The sequence below is a fragment of the Rheinheimera baltica genome (assembly GCF_030731985.1).
Taxonomy (GTDB): domain Bacteria; phylum Pseudomonadota; class Gammaproteobacteria; order Enterobacterales; family Alteromonadaceae; genus Alishewanella; species Alishewanella baltica.
Genome location: NZ_JAPJDY010000001.1, coordinates 423,530 through 443,944, shown reverse-complemented (window position 1 = coordinate 443,944; position 20,415 = coordinate 423,530). Strand labels below are relative to the sequence as shown.

Here is a 20,415-nt window from a genome sequence, read left to right as displayed (position 1 = left end):
AATTAGTTCTCCCTCTGCGTCTGGCAGAGGTCATATTCTATATCTAAAAAGCTAATCTCACTTTACATCGCATTTTTAGCGATTCGGTAAGCTTTGGCTATGCCTTCTGTTTTGACGCATTTTTCTACCCGTTTTTAATCAGATCGCTGTTAAAGCGACGTTTATTATCCAGAGGAATGTGTATGTACTTTAAAGCAAAAATGAAGCTATCAACCTTAAGTGTCGCCATTATCATGGCAACAACAGGACAATCGGCATATGCGGCGGAAGAAGCCACCGCTGAAGAGCAAAAAGTTGAGAAAATACAGGTTACCGGTTCGCGCTTAAAAGGTGTGGATATGGAAGGCGCTAACCCGGTTCAGATATTTGACCGGGATGATTTAACCTCTCGTGGTTACAGTACACTGAGTGATTTTTTACGTGACTTACCCCAAGCTTCCAGTGCAGGAACTTTCACTGAAAATGGTGGTGTAGGTGGCAATGATGGAAGCCCAGCGGGTTCAGCTGGTGTCAGTTTACGCGGTTTAGGCAGCAGCTCTACGTTGGTATTGGTAAACGGTCGCCGTGTCGCAGTTGACTCGTTCACTAACGGTTTTGATTCGTTTGTTAACGTTAACTCCATCCCAATGTCTGCACTTGAACGGGTTGAAATTCTTACCGATGGTGCGTCATCTGTATATGGCTCTGATGCTATTGCCGGTGTAATAAACTTCATTTTGCGTAAAGACGTAGAAGGCCATGAAATATCAGCATCTTACGGCGATGATACCGAAGATAGCGATTTTGGCCGTTACAATCTGACTTATGTTGGTGGTTTTAATACTGCTAACAGCAACACAACCTTAGTCGTTGATTACTTTGACAGAAAGGCGCTGTTTAACAGCGACCGTCCAATTGATGTAACGTTTAAATCTAACACACGTGTTAGCGTTGACGGCGTCGACTACGCAGAAGACTGGTGTGGTGATGACACCCGAAATAGTGGCGGTCGTTGTAATTATGACTACGTTATACAACGTGCTATTCAACCCGATACCTCTGCACTGGGTACTACACTGAACCATATCTATAGATTTGATGACGGCAAAGAGTTTTTCGCAGAAGCCATGTATCAACACAATACCGGTTCAGCCTATGATTCTGCAGCGTCGTTTGATATAGATATTGCGGGTGACTCACCGTTCGTACCGGCACGTTTTGCAGCGGCAAATGCTGAAGACGGCACGGTAGATAACATTCGCGTACGCTCGCGTTTTCCTGAACGTCGCATCCAAGATTACGACACAACATCATATCGACTGCTGGCAGGTTTACGCGGCGAAGTTGCTGACTGGTCATGGGAAACAGCAGCAATTTATGGCAAAACAGAAAATGAAATCACCCATGTTTCAGGTTACATTGGCAAAGATAAATTGGATGCCGCCATCGCCGGTGGTAGCTTCAATCCATTTAACTTAGGCCGTGATAACAGCGAAGCTGTTCTAGCAACTATTCGTGAATTGGCACCACGTTTAGGTGAGTCAGAAGTAATGTCTTTAGATTTTAACATTGCTGGTGACTTACCTATCGAACTATCTGCTGGTGCTATAAGCGCGGTGTTTGGCGGCGAAGTACGTAGCGAAGAAATTTCAGACAACCCTTCTGCTGTAGCGCAAAGCGACGGTATTTATGGATTAGGTGCATCTGATGCGAAAGCCGACCGCAGCCAGTATGCTTTGTATGGCGAATTTAATATTCCGCTGACAGAAAACTTAGACGCGATTGCTGCCCTGCGCTATGACCATTACAGTGATTTCGGCGGTGACGTTAATCCAAAACTTTCACTACGTTATCGTGCAACGGATGATTTGATCCTTCGCGCTTCCTGGAGCACGGGTTTTAGAGCACCATCGTTATCTCAGTTGGGCGCTGGTACCTCCTTGACTGCAAACTATATTGACTGCGGTGCAGGCCAACCTTTTGATGGTCTATGTGGTGATTTTGGCGCTCAATTTGGCGAGCTCGAATTTGATCAGGAAACACTTGGTAATACTGGGTTAGACGCCGAAAGCTCAGAAGCAGTTAACCTGGGTGCATCGTGGAACATTACTAATAATCTTCAACTAACAGTAGATTACTGGCGCTATGATCACACCGATATTGTTGATGTTGATGCCAATACAACGCTTCGCGCTTGCACCAATGGCAACGCGCCTGTCGCAAGTAGTGAAGCGGCTCTTGCGGGCGCTTTTGGTTGCGTTGTTGATAGCGGTAACGACTTAGTATTTTTGCGTACTGGCTTCTTTAACGTAGGTAGCCAGGAAACTGATGGTGTCGATGTTAAAGTAAATTACCGTCTGGATACAGGCAGTATCGGCACATTCGATTTGTTTGTGAATGCTACCAAAACGCTGTCTTACGAGCGTCAAATAACGGCTGACAGCCCAAAACAAGATTTATTGGGTAAGTTAAGCGGTGCATCAGAAATAGCACGCCCAGAGCTGGTAGCTGACTTCGGCGCAGATTGGTCTATGGAAAACTGGTCAGCAAGTTTATCTGCACATTATATCAGCTCATTGGGTGATGGCGATTTCAAATTTGACAATGAGACTGTTGATTCATGGATGGTTTTCAGCGGTAGCGTAGGCTATGACATTACTGACAACCAATCCTTGTTATTTTCAGTTCGAAACCTTACTGACAAAGAACCCCCTTACGCGTCATCACCAACTAATGGCTACGCTAGCTCAGTACATGACTGGATAGGCCGTTTGTGGACAGTACGCTACACTATGCGCTTCTAAGATAACAGAACTTAGCAAGGGCCAGAATTTTCTGGCCTTTTTTTGTTTTAATATTGGTAATGTTTGCGCTTGTGCATAAACTAATGATTGTACTCATTACGTTCTGGAGTTTTATTTGTCCGTACTGAAAATTAAGCCTGCCGATTTAAAGCTTGGATATGCCGTTAAATTGCCGGGCGGTTGGTTAAAACATCCGTTTTTGTCCGGTAATATGATTATCGAAAATATGCAGCAATTACAAATTATCCGCTCTCTTGACTTGGAATATGTGTTCTTCTACCCGGATAAAAGTAAAAAAATCGATATGCCAGCTGAGCTGAACGACGAAGACAGCGCTAGCTTTAATATGGCCGCCAGTGAAGCTCAGATTAAAATGCAGCAAGATAAAATGGCGCGCATTGAGAAAGCTAAAGCACATCGGCGTGATATTCAAAAAACTGAAAAAGCCTTTGCACAATCACTCGTTCAGGTAAAAAACCTGATGAGCAAACTAGGAAGCCGGCCACTTAATGCTATTGATGAAGCGACCGGTTTAATTGGTGCAATGGCAGACGTGCTGTTGAGTTCTGACTCTTTAGTTTTACATCTTATATCTAATGCCAATAAGGAGCAGGAAGGGATGTACTACCACGTGTTAAACGTGTCTACCCTTTCAATGATGCTGGCAAAAAATTTAAATTTATCCGCTGAACAAATAAAACTCGTTGGGTTGGGTGCACTGTTTCACGATATTGGCAAAGTTAAAATTCCCAGCCAGATAATCCGCAAAACAACCCCATTAACCACACCCGAAGAAAACTTACTAAAATTACATACCAAATATGGTGCTGATTTAGTCAAACTAGTAGAAACCTATCCTATTGAAGCCTATGCCATTATTGAACAGCATCATGAATATATCGATGGCAGTGGTTATCCCAACGGACTCAAAGGAAACGCCATTGATCCATTGGCAAAAATTGTTGCCGTGGTTAATGAATTTGATAATTTGTGTCACCCGCGCGATATGAGTAAAGCACGCTCGCCTCATCAGGCGCTAGCCCATTTATACCGCGCGATGAAAGGGCGATTAGAAGAGCGGGAAATGAAAGTGATGATTAAAATGATGGGCGTTTACCCGCCTGGCACCATTGTTTTATTGTCTGACCAACGGCTTGGTATTGTAATGTCGGTAAATAGTGAAAACCTGCTCTGTCCCAATGTTATGGTATACGACGCAGATGTGCCGCGACTGGAAGCACCAATAATAACCTTAGTACCTGATAAACTTAATATTAGTAAGGTTATTAAAATTCAGGCATTACCGCAACACATCGCAGAGTATTTAAACCCAAGAGCACAGGTGAGTTACCATATTCAGGGAAGCACATAAAAAAGCCGGTAAAATTTACCGGCTTTTGGCGCTACTTCAGATGTCGATTAAAAAACTGCGTAATACTTTTATGTAAATGCGTCTGCACTGGCTGGCCAAACATGGAATGCTTACTACCAGGGTAATTAATCATATCAAACAACAACCCCTTGTCCTGTAGCTGTTTATATAGCTTGGTACTATGAGTAAACAAGACGTTGTCATCCGCCATGCCGTGGTAGATCAATAAATCACCTTTTAAGCCATCTACATAAGGAAACACCGCACTGTCAGTATAACCCTGGGCATTTTGCTGCGGATGCCCCAAATAACGTTCAGTATAGTGCGTATCATATAATGCCCAATCGGTAACCGGTGCCCCGGATACACCTGCAGCGAAATAGTCACCCGCTTTAAACATCGCCATAATGGCCATATAGCCACCATAGCTATGACCATAAATACCGATATGTTTTGCATCGACATAAGGCAAACTTCGCAGATATTCAACGCCTTTAATTTGATCAGCTATTTCAGCCATGCCCAATTTTTTATAAATCGCATCTTCGAAAACTTTACCGCGGTTGTAAGAGCCTCGATTATCCAGCTGAAACACAAGGTAGCCTTGCTGAACTAAATAGTGCAGATATAAATCACGGGGACTCCAGCTGTTTGTCACACGCTGCGCATGCGGCCCACCATAAACGCTAACAATTACCGGATATTGCTTGTTAGGTTCAAAGATTGCGGGTTCAAACATCCTATAATGCATTGTTTGGCCATCTTCTGCCGCTATAGTGCCAAACCGAGGTGGATGTAAATCTGCATGGTAAGGTGTTAAAGGATGCAAATTATCGAGTGAATTAGGCTCTAGCCAGGTTAACACCTCACCGGTGAGCCCCCTCAACGCAACGCGATTAGGCGCACTGACACTGGAGAAACTATCGATAAAACTACTGCCGTCTTTTGCCATCACTAAGGCATGGTCAAAACCTGTCTCACTTAAGCGTTTACTCTGGCCACCTTGCAAGCTTACCTGATATAAATGACGCTCAAGCGGTGTATCTTTGCGGCCAGTGAAAAAGACTAAACCCTGTTTTTCATTCACCGCATCCAACTCATCAACAATCCAATCGCCCTGCGTTAGCTGACGCTGTAACTTGCCGTTAAAATCGTATAAATACAAATGTTTAAAGCCATCTCGCTCTGAGGCCCAAATAAAGCCCTGATCATTATCAAGAAAGTGAAGATCGTCATGCAAATTTAACCAGGTTTTGCTGGTTTCAGTCAGTAAGACCTTTTGCTTATTATCCGCCAGATCAACTAACCTGAGCTCCAGCTGATGCTGGTTACGGCTTTGCCATTGATAGGTCAAAAAACGGGAGTTTTTGGTCCAGTCTACCCTGGGCAAATAAATATCCTGATTCTCACCGTGTGAGATCCAACTGACATTACCATCAGCAAGCGTAACAACACCCAGAGCTATTTCGGCGTTAGCTGTACCGGTGTAGGGATAGCGCTGATTAAAAAGTTTAATTTCATCAGCATAGATTTCATTTCGCACCACTTCTGCCACACCGCTTTCATCGGTGCGGGTAAAGGCGATTTTACTGTCATCTGGCGCCCACCAATATCCTGTCATGCGGCCCATTTCTTCCTGAGCCACAAATTCTGCCATACCGTTTTTAATATTACCGCCACCGTCAAAAGTCAGCTGGGTTTCCTTGCCAGTAGCAATATCTAAGACAAATAAATTTTGCTGACGAATAAATGCCACATAGCGGCCGGTAGGCGAAATAGTCGCATCCGTTTCAAATTCGTTGGTATCCGTCAGTTTCTTCGCTTTTTTAGTGCTTAATTGGTAGTAATACAAATCGCCATTTAATGGAAATAGCAACGCATCGCTATTTTTAGCCCAGCTATAGCTAATAATTCCCGAGGCAAACAAACGCATACGCTCACGTCTGGCTTTTTCTTCATCCGATAAAGTTTCAAGACCTGTTACCAAGCTATCAGCGTCAACCAACAACCGATGCTTAGCGTCTTTAATATGGTATTCCCATAAATCCAGCCGGTTAGCATCAATAGCCTTACCTTTTAAGTAGGTAACCCGACTGCTATCCGGCGCCATGCTCAAAGAACGCGGCGTAGCACCACTTAAAGCAGGATCAGCAAACAAACGTTCGAGTTCCAGTTGCTTTGCTTCAGCCACAGTTATTCCTCCAAACAGTAAACATAGTGCCAATAAATATCTCGGCAGTGTAATTCTCATAGTGTATCCCTGTGATAACTTACTTTATCATTGTGCCGCTTTTTTATAACGCTTCAATGTAAACTGCAAGTAAAAGCAGATTACGTTATGCTTAGCCGCGTTAAACGGAGGATTTTGCTTATGAAACTTTTGCAGGTTAAACACCCATTGGTAAAACACAAAATTGGTTTACTGCGGGCAGCGGATATTAGCACGAAGCAATTTCGTCAACTCACTGCTGAATTGGCCAGTCTGCTTACCTATGAAGCAACGAAGGATTTGTTAACCGAAACGGTGAGCATAGAAACATGGAGTGGCGCAGTTGAAATTGAACAAATACAGGGCAAGAAAGTAACTATAGTGCCAATACTCAGAGCGGGATTGGGTATGTTGGATGGTGTATTGGAATTACTACCTAATGCGCGGATCAGTGTAGTAGGTGTCTACCGCGATGAAACAACATTGCTACCGGTGCCCTACTTTCAAAAATTAGCCGCTAATTTGGAGCAGCGTATCGCAATCGTAGTAGACCCAATGTTGGCAACCGGCGGATCGATGATTGCCACAATTGATTTATTAAAACAACAAGGTGCGAAACACATAAAGGCACTGGTTTTAGTCGCCGCACCTGAGGGGATTAATGCACTAGCACAAGCTCATCCAGATGTAGAACTATACACCGCAGCAACAGATCGCTGCCTGAACGAGCACGGCTATATACTGCCGGGTTTAGGTGACGCCGGTGACAAGTTATTTGGCACAAAATAGGCCTGCTAAATTTTGTCCTCTGTATTTAGTTATACCACTGTAAGCGCTTTTTCTTTGTTAAGGAACCCTCCGTGCAGTTAGTACCATGGTCATATCACACATCATTAGGTTTTACTTTACGCGGCTATCGTACCGAGGCCAGTAGCAAACCTGTACTACACATGTTGCATGGCAATGGCTTTTGCAGCCGCATGTACCAACCCATGCTACAGCATCTGGCGCAACAATATGATTTGTTTTTATCCGACGCTCAGGGCCATGGCGACAGCGATCACGGTGGTGTTTTCGTTGGCTGGAACCAAAGTGCAACGCTAGCAAGCGATGCCTGGCTAGCTCATCGCCATCTTTATCCAGGCGCTACTGTATACGGCATAGGCCACAGCTTTGGTGGGGTGTTAACGGCACTCATTCACACCACAGCGCCAAGCCCTTTTCAAGGCGCAGTATTACTGGACCCGGTGCTATTTACTCCAGCTATGCTCACGTTAATGACCACGCTAAATGGGGTGCGGCTTTACCATAGAAACCCAATGGCCAAAGCGGCATTGCGACGGCGACAACATTGGCCAGACAGACCAAGTGCTGTAAGCTACCTCACCAATAGAGGCATGTTTGCCAACTGGCATCCAGACGCACTGGCAGCCTATATCGACCACGCGCTTAAACCGACGGAGCATGGCTTAAGCCTAAAATGCCAACCACAACGCGAAGCTGAAATATTCGCCTCCTATCCGAACAAATTATGGCGACAACTGGCGCAACCTTGCCCACCGGTTAAGGTGCTCTATGGTAAAGACAGCTATGACTTTGTCATAAAATCCTTGCGTAAATGGCAAGCAATTAATGATGCAATAAATATTGAATCTCTCGACGGTGGGCACTGCTTTATGCAAGAGCAGCCAATATTGGCCGCAGAGCGTATAGCCATTGCGATTAGCTCACTAAATTCCCAGTCGAAATAACGGTTAAAGATGTTACCTAATTCCGTTATAATAGCGAAAATGTTAACCTGGAACACCAGATGAAAAAGCGTTTAATTTTTACTGCACTGCTGTTATCAGGCTGTAGCCAGTTGCCTCAAGAGCGCAGTGCTGACCTTCAAACGCTGTCAGCGCCTGCAGCAGAGCAAATTACTACTGAGCCTCAGCAAGATATCGTTATTGAAAATGACGCCACAGCAGAAGCCATGGCAACAGACTTTGAGCATATCTTTGTCGATACAGATATGACATTCAGCGGAACTCTGCCTTGTGCTGACTGCCCGGGTATTGCCTATCATATTAACTTATTTAGAGATGGCCGTTTTGCGGCTCGGCAGGAATATATCGATCGTAATCAGGTCAATATCGTCCGAGGTATCTGGTTACTGGAAAAACGTAGTCTGCACCTGGTAAACCAGCAGCAAACATTACCGGCATTTCATTTTCTTTCTAACACCCAATTAGCCATGTTGGATATGAGTGGCAAGCCTTTATTATCCAACGTGAACTACCAGCTCACAAGAGAAACAGAGTTTAAAAAACTGGATACGCGCCAAGCCATGCTGGGTATTTATACCCTAAGCGATAACCAGGCCAGTTTTACCAGCTGCGCTAGTGGCGAGATGCTCGCGATAGCTAACACACAACACCATTTACCGGTAATGCGCCAATATCAGCAAGACGAACGGCTTCGCGGTAATGATGTTATAGCGACCATGCTAGGTAGGCGTGGACAGGATGACCAAGCCAATTTGCTGTTTATCGATAAGTTTGAGCAATTTTGGCCCGGAGCGGTCTGTCCGGACCAAATTCAACCCGGTAAGATGCAAGGTATAGTTTGGCGTGCTGAAAAAATAGCTAACCGCTATGTACCACAGCAGCTTAATGTGCGAGTAATCTTCGAGCAAAATGACCGTTTATACGGCTTTGCTGGTTGCAATAATTTCAATGGTAGCTACAAGCAACGCTCTAACCAGCTTAACGTCCAACCATTAGTCAGCACACGTAAGTTTTGTGCTGACAGCAGTGAGTTAGAATCACAATTCACTCAATCATTGCAATCTGCAGATCGAGCAGAAGTAAATGGTGATACGTTACAAATCTTCAAAAACAATCAACTTATTTTGCAGTTCAAACCCGCAGTAAATTAAGTTGTATTTTCGGCTCTATCAGCCATAAAAAAAGCCACCTTACGGTGGCTTTTTTATTAGCGGCTATATTAGGCAGCTAAGGCTTGTTTCGCTTTGGCAACTAAAGCAGTAAATGCTGCTTTGTCGAATACGGCGATGTCAGCTAAAATCTTACGGTCGATTTCCACTGAGGCTTTTTTCAAACCATCAATGAAACGGCTGTAAGATAGACCGTTCATGCGTGACGCAGCGTTAATACGCGCGATCCACAATTGACGGAACTGACGCTTACGTTGACGACGGTCACGGTAAGCATATTGGCCGGCTTTAATAACGGCTTGGAAAGCAACACGATAAACACGACTGCGGGCACCGTAGTAACCTTTAGCCTGGTTTAACACCTTCTTATGGCGCGCGCGCGCCGTTACACCACGTTTAACTCTTGGCATGTCAGACTCCTAATTAATTATGCGTACGGCATGCAACGGACTAAGCCCGCGATGTCAACTTTAGCGACTAAGGTTTTTGGACCTAACTGACGCTTACGCTTAGAGGTCTTCTTCGTCAAAATGTGGCGAAGGTGTGATTGCTTACGTTTAAAGCTACCAGAAGCTGTTTTTTTGAAACGCTTCGCAGCACCTTTATTGGTTTTCATCTTTGGCATAGTTAAAAACTCGCATTGTTAAGTTACAACGAATAATAAGGCGTCAACCCCACCCTTTACAGTGTGGGGTTACACTTGAAAGCACTTATTACTTCTTATTTGGGGCCAGCATCATGATCATCTGGCGACCTTCCACCCGTGAAGGGAAAGATTCGCACACAGCAATGTCTGATAAATCTTCTTTAATCCGATTTAACATCTCAATGCCTATCTCAGTATGCGCCATTTCACGACCACGATACCGCAGCGTTACTTTAGCTTTGTCACCCTCTTCAATGAAGCGACGCAGGTTGCGTAGTTTTACCTGGTAATCGCCTTCATCAGTTCCAGGCCGGAATTTTATTTCCTTAATCTGGATCTGTTTTTGCTTCTTCTTCTGCTCTTTAAGAGCCTTACTCTTTTCGAACAGGAACTTACCGTAGTCCATCAACTTACACACTGGCGGTTCGGCTGTCGGGCTAATTTCTACTAAATCGGCTCCGCCTTCTTCTGCCAAACGAATGGCTTCAGCAATACTTACTACACCCAGCTGCTCACCTTCAATACCAATTAACCGTACCTCTGGTAGGTTAATTTCTTCATTTATCCTGTTAGGACGGTTTGCAGGTAATGTTTTCTTTCCTACTTTAATAGTATGTTCCTCCGAAAATTATTCTTATCGCTTAATGGTTAAGCCCGGTTTGCAATTTCAGTCGTTAGCTTTTCAACAAAAGCCTCAACTGACATCTTACCTAAGTCTTCACCTTTACGCGTTCTCAGTGCAATATCACCGGCTTCCATTTCTTTGTCACCTACGACGACAAGATAAGGAATGCGCTTAAGCGTGTGCTCGCGGATTTTAAAGCCTATCTTCTCATTTCTCAAGTCACTTATGACCCTAATACCGTGAGATTTGAAAGTTTTTACTAATTTCTGCACATATTCGGCCTGATTATCGGTAATATTCATAATCACAACCTGAGTTGGTGCTAACCAAGCCGGAAAAAAGCCCGCGTATTCTTCAATCAAAATACCGATAAAACGTTCAATCGAGCCCAAAATCGCACGGTGAATCATCACAGGTGTTTGCTTATCACCACTTTCGGCAACGAAAGTTGCACCTAAGCGGCCTGGTAATGCAAAGTCTAACTGCACGGTACCACACTGCCAGGCTCGACCTAAACAGTCATGTAAGGTGAATTCAATTTTAGGGCCATAAAAGGCACCTTCGCCCGGCTGCAAGTCATAAGCAATATCATTGGCTTTTAATGCTTCTGTTAAACCTTGCTCGGCTCTGTCCCACATCTCGTCGGTACCAATACGCTGTGCAGGACGCGTTGACAGTTTTACTGCCACGTTTTTAAAGCCAAAGGTGCTGTAGGTATCAAATACCATCTGAATACATTTAGTCACTTCAGCCTGCACTTGATCTTCAGTACAGAAAATATGGGCATCATCCTGGGTAAAACCGCGTACGCGCATTAAACCGTGCAAACCACCTGATGGCTCATTGCGGTGGCAACAACCAAACTCGGCCATACGCAGTGGTAAGTCACGATAAGACTTTAACCCCTGGTTGAAAATTTGTACGTGACCCGGGCAGTTCATGGGTTTAATTGCGTACTCACGGTGCTCAGACTGGGTCGTAAACATGTTGTCTGCATACTTTTCCCAGTGACCCGATTTTTCCCATAGTACGCGGTCCATCATTAATGGGCCTTTTACTTCGTCGTAGTCATATTCACCCAGCTTTTCACGCACAAAGGTTTCCAGCTCACGGAAAATCGTCCAGCCATCGTTGTGCCAAAACACCATACCCGGTGCTTCTTCTTGCCAATGAAATAAGCCCAGCGCTTTACCAATTTTACGGTGATCGCGTTTTTCGGCTTCTTCTAACTGCAATAGATAAGCCGCCAACTGTTTTTTGTCCGCCCAGGCGGTACCATAAACACGTTGCAGCATTTTATTCTTTGAGTCGCCACGCCAATAAGCCCCTGCTACCTTCATCACTTTGAAATGCTGACAAAAGCGCATATTGGGTACGTGTGGGCCGCGGCACATATCGATATATTCTTCGTGATGATATAAACCCGGCTGATCGTCTTTGCTGACGTTCTGCTCTAAAATTTCCATTTTGTAGCTTTCGCCACGGGCTTTAAAGGTATCGAATGCTTCTTGCCAGCTGACTTTCTTCTTAACAACGTCATATTCTGTTTTAGCTAACTGCACCATGCGTGCTTCAAGCGCCGCCAAGTCATCACTGCTAATGGGCTGTTCAAGATCAACGTCATAATAAAAGCCGTTATCAATCACCGGGCCAATAGCCATTTTCACGTTCGGCCATAACTGCTTAATAGCATGACCCAATAAATGTGCACATGAATGGCGAATAATCTCTAATCCATCCTGATCTTTACTGGTGATAATGCTTAACGTTGAGTCAGTCGTAATAGGGTCACAGGCGTCAACTAACTGGCCGTTAACCTTACCCGCGATGGTAGCTTTAGCTAACCCCGGGCCGATGTCTTTGGCAACATCCATAACAGAAACAGCATGGTCAAAGGCGCGCTGACTACCGTCAGGCAGAGTAATAACTGGCATGATAAATCCTTATACAGTGGTGGCCCAAACCAAGGGTCACTTGTTCAAACACAACAAAAAGTGCTCGTGCAGCAAAACAGTTAATGGCTTATACAAGAAGCCATCTGTTAAACCGGGCACGACCACCTAAAAATGAGGCATGATAGTATCATTAGCTCGTGCTATTGACTACACAGCGGCAAGTATTTACCTCACCATTTAACCAAGCACCCTTTAATATCATCTCGTCACGTATAATTGGTGCAATAAAACTGTTTGAACCAGAGCACATAGGGCCACTAGAATAAGGGCCAGCATAAATAAGTTTACCTGCACGAAAAATCAATATCGCAGGCGTAGCTGGTAGCCTAAATTGTGTGCGATGAATATCTAACATCTCTCGCTCAAATTGCACCGCATCAGGTAAGTGATAAAGTCGCGAAAAAGCCTCTTTATGTCTGTCTGTTAACTTATTACACGGACAAGCCTCTTGCCGTACATGCACAACCTGCGTGCCCGCTATTTCATCAATACCCAGCTGCGTAATACTGAATTGACTAGCGTCGTGTTGATACCACATACCAGCACTATCGAATATGCCATAATTTTGATTGCCAAAGAAAAACAAACCAGCACTGATTGATATCAGCCACAGAAAAAAAATCAGGCTAACCAGCCTGATTCTATTGCGATATGTCATTGATGGCATCACACCAGAAATTTCGATGACTCGATACTTAGCGCACTACTTATCCGCTCTAAACTATCAGCACTGCGAAGCACCTTTTGGCCTTGCTCATTTTGTGACATCGTCATCTGGCTTAATTGTTGTGCACTCTGAGCAATTTCGTTGCTCGATGCTGTTTGCTGCTGCAATGAGTTCGACATAACATCAGTTGACGTTACAACGTGTTGTGCTTGCCCTAAAATAGCCTGCAGTAACTCGCCACTTTGCTTAGCATGATGCCGGGTATCTTCAAGCTGCGCCATACTGCGTTTAACAACTTCAACAGATTGAGTACTATTAGTTACCAAGCGCTCTATCATTAATTTAATTTCGTCAGTAGACCCCCGGGTACGCGACGCCAGAGTCCTTACCTCATCAGCTACTACAGCAAACCCTCGCCCTTGCTCACCCGCTCTTGCAGCCTCGATAGCCGCATTCAAGGCAAGCAAATTAGTCTGTTCAGCAATAGCTTCAATTACATCAAGCACTTTACGTATATCTACCGTAGCATTGGCAACATCATTAACCTTATCGCCTGTATCTTCCAATTCTTTCGCTAACTGTTGAACAGCATGGATCGTATTACTAACAGATATTTTGCCTTCTACCGCTGCATTTTCTGCTGTATTGGCAAATTTCAATACATTTTGAGATAAATCAAAAACCTCTTTAACCGTATGCGACATTTGTTCGGTTGCCGCTGCAATCCTGTCTACCTCACTCATTTTTTTTGCCATACCATCGGAAAGAGCATCACCTTCATCGAGTAGTGTCTTAGCCTCAACTTTTAGAGTATCAGCTTGCTGTTCTATTGTTTTAATGGTGGCTTGCAGCGTATTAAGCACAGCATTAAAACCACTAATCACCTTTGAGTTAAGCTCTGGACAGCGATCGGTTAAAACAACCTTGCCATCATTTGTAAGTAATGAATCCGTAATATCAAATAATGCTTGACCAACAACAGCTTCGCGGTAGCTTTGACGACTTAAAATAACCAGTACGGCAGACTCAACAACAACATAAGTGGCATGAACGAAGACAATGCCAAACGATAAATCATCAGCTGGCACAAGAAAAACAGCACCGCCTTGCATTTGCAAATACATAAACAATAGATGGTGTACAGCAATCGTTGCAGCAGCAGCGACTATGACTAAATAGTCACGAAAACCAATTAAAATAGCCAATAACACAAATATACCAAAATGCACCTCAATCATTCCTGCGGCTTGGTGTATATGAAGTGCAGCAAAGAACATAAATCCTATGCCAAAACTTACCCTCGCCAAAATATGATCACCAAGCATGCGGTAAAGCAAAATGGGAACAATTGCTGTCGGAACACCTATTAAAAGTGCAGCTAGCCATGAGTCATACCAAGATGCGAGGAACAGTGCCATAACCAGTAAAAAAACATTTAGTCCGGTCATAATATTAAATGCTTGCACACGAAAACGTGGTGTTGCGATAGTCATATTCACTCCATTCATTAAAACTGGCCGATGTATCAAGCTTAATCTTAATTAGTAAGAACTCAAATCCAAACAGCCTAACTAAAAGCGATGTCTATACGTTGATCTGAAAATAATAGATGTTCCAAGCCTGGAAAAAACAAATTAGATTACAATCGCTAGCGTTATTGAGACGTATTTAAATAGGTTTTGCTGTCAAGGCGCTATAACAGCATTAAGCTTTTCTTCTACGTCAAATTGCTGTTGGTTGTAAAGACTAAAATAGTCCTCTGGTACATCAGGAGGTAAGCGTTTCATCGAATAGGCTTGCTCGATACTACCTATAATATCGACCGCGGAGGCAGCATCACCTTCGCCATCACAAATAGCCGCTTTTATGTCATCAGACAAATTTAAACCCACGACAAAATCGGCCGGTGTAATACCAAACAAAATATCCACACCAGATAACAACGCCGTTAGAAAAAATTGGCTTTGCGTTTTTTCGTTATGCTGCCACCGCTGCGCGAGCGCCTGGGCAGTATAAGCTCGCGTTAGTACTAACCCGGCAGCGGCGGGCTTGCATTGATTAAAGACAGAAAACATAAGTACCCACTTACGCGTTAAATCTAACCCTAGCCTTACAATTAGCTCTTTAATCGAACTGACTTCTCGCGCTTTTCTGTACATAGGACTATTTGCAATGCGTAGCATGCCCATAACAACCGCAGGCTCATCATGCAGTTGAGCCGACAGCTTGGCAATATCGGGTTGCTCTTCAAACAACGTGTTAATCAGTTCAGCCATTCGTAACGCCGTTGGCGGTACCTTCTTGCCAGTAACAATTTCAGGCCGCGCTAAAAAATATCCCTGAAACAAACTAAAGCCCATTGTTTGACAAATTTCGTACTGCTCTTGCGTTTCTACCCGCTCGGCTAACCAGGTTAAATTATACTTACGCAAGCGAAACATTTGTGCCCGCACCAAACGTAAGTCACAAAGCAAAATATCAACTTTGATAATATCAGCAAGCGCAATTAAGGGTTCCCAGGCGGCATCAAATTCGAAATCGTCCAGCGCAAAGCGAAACCCTCTTTGTTTCAATGCAGACACACAGGCAATAAATTCTGGTGTGGGGGCAATACGCTCAACTAACTCTATCACCACATTCTCAGCATCGAGCGGCAAGAAACTTTGTGCCATCAAAAAATTGGCACAGACATTTATAAAGGTAGGCACATGATAATGTGCTGATTGTTCTGAAATGCTACTGCATAAATTGAGGACCAACTCAGTGGTGGCGAGGTTATCACCAAGCTCAAGTGCGGTGACACCGGTGTCGCTGCGATATAACAACTCAACACCAACCCGGTTTAGATTTTGATCAAATATGGGTTGTGCAGCAAATAAACTATGTACGTCTTGCGTACTAACAACAGTATTTCTAGCCGAATACGTCATATGCTTATCCATTGATATGTTAACAATGCAACGCTCTTGCTTTGTTTTATCACTCAACCAACGCCTGTGCAATACATTACTTTTTACTAAATTATTGGCACTACAGCTGTTTCGTTATACATGTAATAGAGTCGTTTAGTAAGGCATTGTTTCAACAACAAATTGATAGCTAACACTTAGCAAAGCAATCATATTGCTGTAAGAACTGCTTAATTTTGACTAAACAACGATGAATTAGCGGACCTAATTTAACCTTGGCCAGCTCAGTGAAATTTTTGGTTTATCAGCCATACTTGAAACTTCACCCCAAGGAGAGAAAAGATGTGGCAAGCCATTGTTGAACACATTAATAGTGAGCAGGATGGGCAATTCGACATTGAACAAAAACAGCAGCTTACTGGCGGCAACATTAATATCGCTTATCATATTAGTGGCAAAGGCCAGCAATTTTTTGTCAAAATTAACCAACGAGAACAACTAGAGCAGTTTGAAAGCGAAGTTTTAAGCCTACAAGCTTTACAACAAGCAAACTGTATTCGGGTTCCTGCCAGTATTTGTACAGGCCAGACCATAGATAAAGCATTTCTGGTACTTGAATACCTGCCATTAAGTAACGAGACCGTCCCAGGCTGGCGTAACTTAGCGCAGCAGCTGGCGTTACTGCATAAACAACATACTCAAGCAATGTACGGCTTTGACTGGGATAATAGCCTGGGTACCACGGCGCAGCCAAACAAATGGCAAGCAAACTGGAGTAGCTTTTTCTCTGAGCAACGCCTCGGTTGGCAGCTACAGCTGTTATTAGAGCAAGGGTTTGGCTTTGGTAAAATTGATTCTTTAGTTGAAAAGTGCAGGCAAAGGCTGCAGCACTATCAGCCACCGCCAAGCTTATTACACGGTGATCTTTGGCGCGGCAACGTAGGTTTTGTTACTGATAGCCCAGCGGTGTTTGACCCAGCCTGTTATTACGGTGACCGGGAAACGGATATTGCTTTTACCACGCTATTTGGCCGTTTTCCGGAACAATTCTATCAAACCTACCAGGAAATATACCCCTTAGATAAAACATACACCGAGCGCCAAGATCTTTATAATCTCTATCATGTACTTAACCATGCTTATTTGTTTAGGGGCGCTTATCTGGTTCAGGCGCAAGAAATGATAAAACAGCTGTTTTATTAGCACCCTATCTGCAAATAAGTAACTTTTGCCCGTAAGATGTATTAATTACTGGCACAAATGGACACGTTTTCATGTTAGATAAAAAGCAGCAACCGGTTGCCTTGATAACAGGCAGTGCCAAACGGCTTGGACGACAGACAGCCATTACATTACATAACGCAGGTTACAATGTGATTATTCACTGTAACCGCTCGCGCGATGCAGCTGACACTCTGGCGAAAATATTAAATAACCAACGACAAGAAAGTGCCGCGGTATTACAGGCGGATTTGCTCGACGAAAACGGCTGGCAGTCATTTGCGGCAGATGCTATTGCCTGTTTTGGCGGACTTGATGTATTGGTTAACAATGCTTCTAGTTTTTTTCCTACCCCGGTCGCGCAGGCGACAATAGCACACTGGCAGGACTTATTTGGTTCTAATGTGAAAGCCCCCTATTTTCTCAGCCAGGCATTAGCGCCAGAGCTGGCAAAGCGTGGCGGCGTTATTATAAACATGGTAGACATTCACGCAGAAAAACCACTAGCAGGCCACAGTCTTTATTGTATGGCTAAAGCGGCGCTTTTAATGATGACTAAATCGCTAGCCTGCGAATTAGCGCCTACAATAAGAGTTAACGGCATAGCCCCCGGCGCAATTTTGTGGCCACCAGAGCAATCTGTGCAACTTAGCGAACAAGATAAAGCAGCTATATTGCGGCAAATACCGCTTCAGCAACTGGGATCGCCGGACGATATCGCCAACAGTGTACTATTTTTAGTGCAATCGCCTTATATTACCGGGCAAATTCTGGCAGTAGACGGCGGACGTAGTTTAAGCAGCACCAGCAAAGCTTGAAGCATACTAGCGTAGGAGCCAAAATGATTATTTTACAGCAAACTATCAGCTGTCCGTTTTGTGGCCATGCTGTTCACCTTACTGTCGAAGTAACTGACGAAGATCAAAGCTATATTGAGGATTGCAGCAACTGTTGCAATCCTATGCATGTAAGGGTACATAAAGACGAACAACATCATAGCATTCAATTATTTATTGACGCTGATGACGAGCAATATTACTAAGTTGGTAAATTCGACGAAAAGCGCTCAGCCATAATGCGCTCGACGGTTTGCACTATGGTTTGCGTTTGCTGATCCAGCTCGATATTGCATATATCACCCACTTGCTTTTCGCCCAGCGTGGTAATATTTAGCGTTTCCGGTATTAAATACAGGCTAAAACCATCGGCATAGGTTTCGCCTACGGTTAAGCTACAACCTTCAACCGCAATAAAGCCCTTACTTAATATAAAGCGCATAAACTCTGGCGCAACCTTCAGCCGCATCGCACAATTGTTCGCTGTTTTATCTATCTGAGTAAACGTAGCGGTAGTTTGTATATGCCCCGACACAATATGGCCGCCCAATTCACTGCCAAAGGTTAGCGAACGCTCAAAGTTAACCTTATTGCCTGGTTTAAGTTGGCCTAAATTAGTTTTACGCAGTGTTTCTTCAATAACATCAAACCGCACCCAGCCAGCAGCTGCATCAAAATCGGTCACCGTTAAGCACACTCCATTAATCGCAATACTGGCGCCACGGGTTAACTGTTGTAAATAATCTATCCCAGGCTGCACGGTTAATTGACGAAAAGCCCCTTCGTCGCGAATAGCGGTTAACTCCGCTTTGGTTTGAACTATTCCGGTAAACATAAGCCCCCATTTGTGCTACATTGCGCGCCATTGCACGCTGCTAAAACGACAGATCCGCTATGTTACCTTTTTCTCGCTTTGAAGCCAGAACCATCCTCAAACTTTCCGGCCCCATTGTGCTGGCACAGCTTACCCAAACGCTAATGTACTTTGTCGACACCGTTATGGCTGGCCGCTACAGCGCAGTTGATATGGCTGCCATTGCTGTCGCCTCAGGTTTATGGTTTCCGGTAGTGATGACCATGCAGGGCCTGTTACTGGCATTAACGCCAATTGTGGCGCAGTACTATGGCAGCAAACAGGTTAAACCGGTAACCCACTTTACGTTGCAGACTATGTATTTAGCCATGGCATTGGCTGCAATGCTGTTTGTACTGATGCTGTATGTGCATGTGCCGATAGATTTGTTGAATATGGATGAAACACTGCGGCAAAAATCGCTGGATTACCTGTATTACGTCAGCTTTGGCCTGTTTCCGGCAGCAGGTTATATGGTGCTGCGCAGCATGTTTGAAGGCATTGGCAATACCAAAGCCAGTATGTGGATTAGCTTTGTGGGTATTCTGGTCAATATCCCGGCTAACTATGTGTTTATATACGGCAAACTCGGCATGCCAGCATTAGGTGGAGCCGGCTGTGGTATTGCTACGGCGCTGGTGTTTCTGGCCATGTTTATTGCCATGCTTATTTATGGTTGGTTTAGCCGCAGTACTACGCGCTACCGCTCTCACCCTGCTAGCTATGGGGTTAATCTAAAAGATATCTGGCAGATTGTCTGCATCGGCACGCCTATCGCGTTTTCAATCTTTTTTGAAGTAACCTTATTTGCCTGTATTCCACTGGCCATAGTGCACCTTGGCCCGATTATGGTTGCCGGACATCAAATCGCACAAAACTACAGTGGTATCGTGTTCATGCTGCCGCTGAGCCTGGGTATGGCCACCACTATCCGGGTGGGGCATTTAGTTGGCCAGCAAAATGTGCAAGAGCTAAAAAAAGCCATATCCACGGCGATTATACTGGCGGTGCTAATGTCTTTTGTTATCGCCAGTTTAACCTTTGTACTTCGTGGCAGCATAGCAACGCTGTATTCAACCAATGCCGACGTTATTGCCCTGGCCGCATCGCTACTGATTTTGGCCTGCTTTTATCAGGTGTCGGATGCCATTCAGGTGGTATCGGCCTGCGCACTACGTGGCATGAAAGTTACCAAACCGGTATTTTTTATTACCTTAATTGCTTATTGGCCAATCGGTTTTGGCTTAGGCGCCGTATTGGGATTAACTCACTGGTTAGTCGAGCCGATGGGTGCACATGGCTTCTGGATTGGTATTATCGTGGGCTTAACGGTTGCCGCCATCATGCTAACGATAATCTTAAAACGTACGTTACGCAGGTTTTCACATGAAACGGTTTAAC

At 44.3% G+C, this 20,415-nt stretch carries 18 protein-coding genes; 9 read left to right on the top strand and 9 right to left on the bottom strand.

What is annotated here, in order from left to right; translation table 11 throughout:
* Positions 1-182 precede the first annotated feature (182 nt).
* Both ORJ00_RS02105 and ORJ00_RS02100 read left to right on the top strand, forming a co-directional pair.
* A complete protein-coding gene (locus ORJ00_RS02105; RefSeq protein ID WP_306125343.1) occupies positions 183-2,783 on the top strand; it encodes a TonB-dependent receptor in 2,601 nt (866 codons plus the stop codon).
* A gap of 115 nt (positions 2,784-2,898) precedes the next feature.
* Positions 2,899-4,155 carry an HD-GYP domain-containing protein gene (locus ORJ00_RS02100; protein WP_027672269.1) on the top strand — a complete coding sequence of 419 codons (1,257 nt, stop codon included), beginning with the start codon at positions 2,899-2,901 and terminating at the stop codon, positions 4,153-4,155.
* Between the two features lie 31 nt (positions 4,156-4,186).
* Here ORJ00_RS02100 and ORJ00_RS02095 read toward each other — a convergent pair whose 3' ends face one another.
* Positions 4,187-6,406, bottom strand: a complete 2,220-nt coding sequence (locus ORJ00_RS02095) for a S9 family peptidase (protein WP_306138848.1) — start codon at positions 6,404-6,406, stop codon at positions 4,187-4,189.
* Between the two features lie 120 nt (positions 6,407-6,526).
* Between ORJ00_RS02095 and upp the strand changes: the two genes are divergently transcribed.
* From upp to ORJ00_RS02080, 3 genes are all read left to right on the top strand, one after another.
* On the top strand, positions 6,527-7,153 hold the full coding sequence (upp, locus tag ORJ00_RS02090; RefSeq protein WP_306138846.1) for a uracil phosphoribosyltransferase: 627 nt from the start codon (positions 6,527-6,529) through the stop codon (positions 7,151-7,153).
* Positions 7,154-7,224: 71 nt separating this feature from the next.
* Complete coding sequence (locus tag ORJ00_RS02085; protein WP_027672272.1) at positions 7,225-8,115, top strand: alpha/beta hydrolase; 891 nt, start codon at positions 7,225-7,227, stop codon at positions 8,113-8,115.
* A 59-nt stretch (positions 8,116-8,174) separates the two neighbouring features.
* Positions 8,175-9,284, top strand: coding sequence for an META domain-containing protein (locus tag ORJ00_RS02080; RefSeq protein ID WP_306138845.1), 1,110 nt, complete (start codon positions 8,175-8,177; stop codon positions 9,282-9,284).
* A 68-nt stretch (positions 9,285-9,352) separates the two neighbouring features.
* On the opposite strand, the gene rplT is transcribed toward ORJ00_RS02080, so the two are convergent.
* The 7 genes from rplT to ORJ00_RS02045 all read right to left on the bottom strand — a co-directional run bounded on the left by rplT (position 9,353) and on the right by ORJ00_RS02045 (position 16,125).
* Complete coding sequence (gene rplT / locus ORJ00_RS02075; protein ID WP_008219135.1) at positions 9,353-9,712, bottom strand: 50S ribosomal protein L20; 360 nt, start codon at positions 9,710-9,712, stop codon at positions 9,353-9,355.
* A 17-nt stretch (positions 9,713-9,729) separates the two neighbouring features.
* Positions 9,730-9,927, bottom strand: coding sequence for a 50S ribosomal protein L35 (gene rpmI, locus ORJ00_RS02070; RefSeq protein ID WP_027672243.1), 198 nt, complete (start codon positions 9,925-9,927; stop codon positions 9,730-9,732).
* Between the two features lie 88 nt (positions 9,928-10,015).
* A complete protein-coding gene (infC, locus tag ORJ00_RS02065; protein WP_084153632.1) occupies positions 10,016-10,558 on the bottom strand; it encodes a translation initiation factor IF-3 in 543 nt (180 codons plus the stop codon).
* A 38-nt stretch (positions 10,559-10,596) separates the two neighbouring features.
* Entirely contained in the window at positions 10,597-12,507 is a 1,911-nt protein-coding gene (gene thrS / locus ORJ00_RS02060; RefSeq protein WP_306138844.1) for a threonine--tRNA ligase, read from the bottom strand.
* Between the two features lie 151 nt (positions 12,508-12,658).
* On the bottom strand, positions 12,659-13,186 hold the full coding sequence (locus ORJ00_RS02055) for a DUF6436 domain-containing protein (protein ID WP_051219962.1): 528 nt from the start codon (positions 13,184-13,186) through the stop codon (positions 12,659-12,661).
* Positions 13,187-13,194: 8 nt separating this feature from the next.
* Positions 13,195-14,688, bottom strand: coding sequence for a methyl-accepting chemotaxis protein (locus ORJ00_RS02050; RefSeq protein ID WP_306138843.1), 1,494 nt, complete (start codon positions 14,686-14,688; stop codon positions 13,195-13,197).
* Between the two features lie 192 nt (positions 14,689-14,880).
* Positions 14,881-16,125, bottom strand: coding sequence for an EAL and HDOD domain-containing protein (locus tag ORJ00_RS02045; protein WP_306138842.1), 1,245 nt, complete (start codon positions 16,123-16,125; stop codon positions 14,881-14,883).
* A 321-nt stretch (positions 16,126-16,446) separates the two neighbouring features.
* On the opposite strand from ORJ00_RS02045, the gene ORJ00_RS02040 reads away from it, so the two are divergent.
* The 3 genes from ORJ00_RS02040 (at position 16,447) to ORJ00_RS02030 (ending at position 18,367) form a co-directional block, all read left to right on the top strand.
* Positions 16,447-17,307: a fructosamine kinase family protein gene (locus ORJ00_RS02040; RefSeq protein ID WP_306138841.1), complete on the top strand. Its 861-nt coding sequence runs from the start codon at positions 16,447-16,449 to the stop codon at positions 17,305-17,307.
* 71 nt (positions 17,308-17,378) lie between these two features.
* On the top strand, positions 17,379-18,143 hold the full coding sequence (locus ORJ00_RS02035; protein WP_306125336.1) for a pteridine reductase: 765 nt from the start codon (positions 17,379-17,381) through the stop codon (positions 18,141-18,143).
* 23 nt (positions 18,144-18,166) lie between these two features.
* Positions 18,167-18,367 carry a CPXCG motif-containing cysteine-rich protein gene (locus tag ORJ00_RS02030; protein ID WP_306138840.1) on the top strand — a complete coding sequence of 67 codons (201 nt, stop codon included), beginning with the start codon at positions 18,167-18,169 and terminating at the stop codon, positions 18,365-18,367.
* On the opposite strand, the gene ORJ00_RS02025 is transcribed toward ORJ00_RS02030, so the two are convergent.
* The gene (locus tag ORJ00_RS02025) at positions 18,364-18,996 is read right to left on the bottom strand and encodes a riboflavin synthase subunit alpha (protein WP_306125335.1); all 633 of its coding nucleotides are present in this window, start codon (positions 18,994-18,996) and stop codon (positions 18,364-18,366) included. The two genes, ORJ00_RS02030 and ORJ00_RS02025, sit on opposite strands and share 4 nt — an antisense overlap.
* A gap of 59 nt (positions 18,997-19,055) precedes the next feature.
* Here ORJ00_RS02025 and ORJ00_RS02020 point away from each other — a divergent pair, with 59 nt between their 5' ends.
* Positions 19,056-20,414 (top strand): MATE family efflux transporter, encoded by a 1,359-nt coding sequence (locus tag ORJ00_RS02020; protein WP_306138839.1) that lies wholly within the window; start codon positions 19,056-19,058, stop codon positions 20,412-20,414.
* Position 20,415 lies beyond the last annotated feature (1 nt).

What these genes read in the sequence shown, in the direction of transcription:
- ORJ00_RS02040 (WP_306138841.1), top strand. Translation starts at nt 16,447, where the DNA reads ATGTGGCAAGCCATTGTTGAACACATTAATAGTGAGCAGGATGGGCAA.
- thrS (WP_306138844.1), bottom strand. Translation starts at nt 12,507, where the DNA reads ATGCCAGTTATTACTCTGCCTGACGGTAGTCAGCGCGCCTTTGACCAT.
- rpmI (WP_027672243.1), bottom strand. Translation starts at nt 9,927, where the DNA reads ATGCCAAAGATGAAAACCAATAAAGGTGCTGCGAAGCGTTTCAAAAAA.
- ORJ00_RS02020 (WP_306138839.1), top strand. Translation starts at nt 19,056, where the DNA reads ATGTTACCTTTTTCTCGCTTTGAAGCCAGAACCATCCTCAAACTTTCC.
- ORJ00_RS02045 (WP_306138842.1), bottom strand. Translation starts at nt 16,125, where the DNA reads ATGACGTATTCGGCTAGAAATACTGTTGTTAGTACGCAAGACGTACAT.
- ORJ00_RS02025 (WP_306125335.1), bottom strand. Translation starts at nt 18,996, where the DNA reads ATGTTTACCGGAATAGTTCAAACCAAAGCGGAGTTAACCGCTATTCGC.
- ORJ00_RS02035 (WP_306125336.1), top strand. Translation starts at nt 17,379, where the DNA reads ATGTTAGATAAAAAGCAGCAACCGGTTGCCTTGATAACAGGCAGTGCC.
- ORJ00_RS02050 (WP_306138843.1), bottom strand. Translation starts at nt 14,688, where the DNA reads ATGACTATCGCAACACCACGTTTTCGTGTGCAAGCATTTAATATTATG.
- ORJ00_RS02055 (WP_051219962.1), bottom strand. Translation starts at nt 13,186, where the DNA reads ATGACATATCGCAATAGAATCAGGCTGGTTAGCCTGATTTTTTTTCTG.
- ORJ00_RS02080 (WP_306138845.1), top strand. Translation starts at nt 8,175, where the DNA reads ATGAAAAAGCGTTTAATTTTTACTGCACTGCTGTTATCAGGCTGTAGC.
- upp (WP_306138846.1), top strand. Translation starts at nt 6,527, where the DNA reads ATGAAACTTTTGCAGGTTAAACACCCATTGGTAAAACACAAAATTGGT.
- ORJ00_RS02095 (WP_306138848.1), bottom strand. Translation starts at nt 6,406, where the DNA reads ATGAGAATTACACTGCCGAGATATTTATTGGCACTATGTTTACTGTTT.
- ORJ00_RS02030 (WP_306138840.1), top strand. Translation starts at nt 18,167, where the DNA reads ATGATTATTTTACAGCAAACTATCAGCTGTCCGTTTTGTGGCCATGCT.
- ORJ00_RS02105 (WP_306125343.1), top strand. Translation starts at nt 183, where the DNA reads ATGTACTTTAAAGCAAAAATGAAGCTATCAACCTTAAGTGTCGCCATT.
- rplT (WP_008219135.1), bottom strand. Translation starts at nt 9,712, where the DNA reads ATGCCAAGAGTTAAACGTGGTGTAACGGCGCGCGCGCGCCATAAGAAG.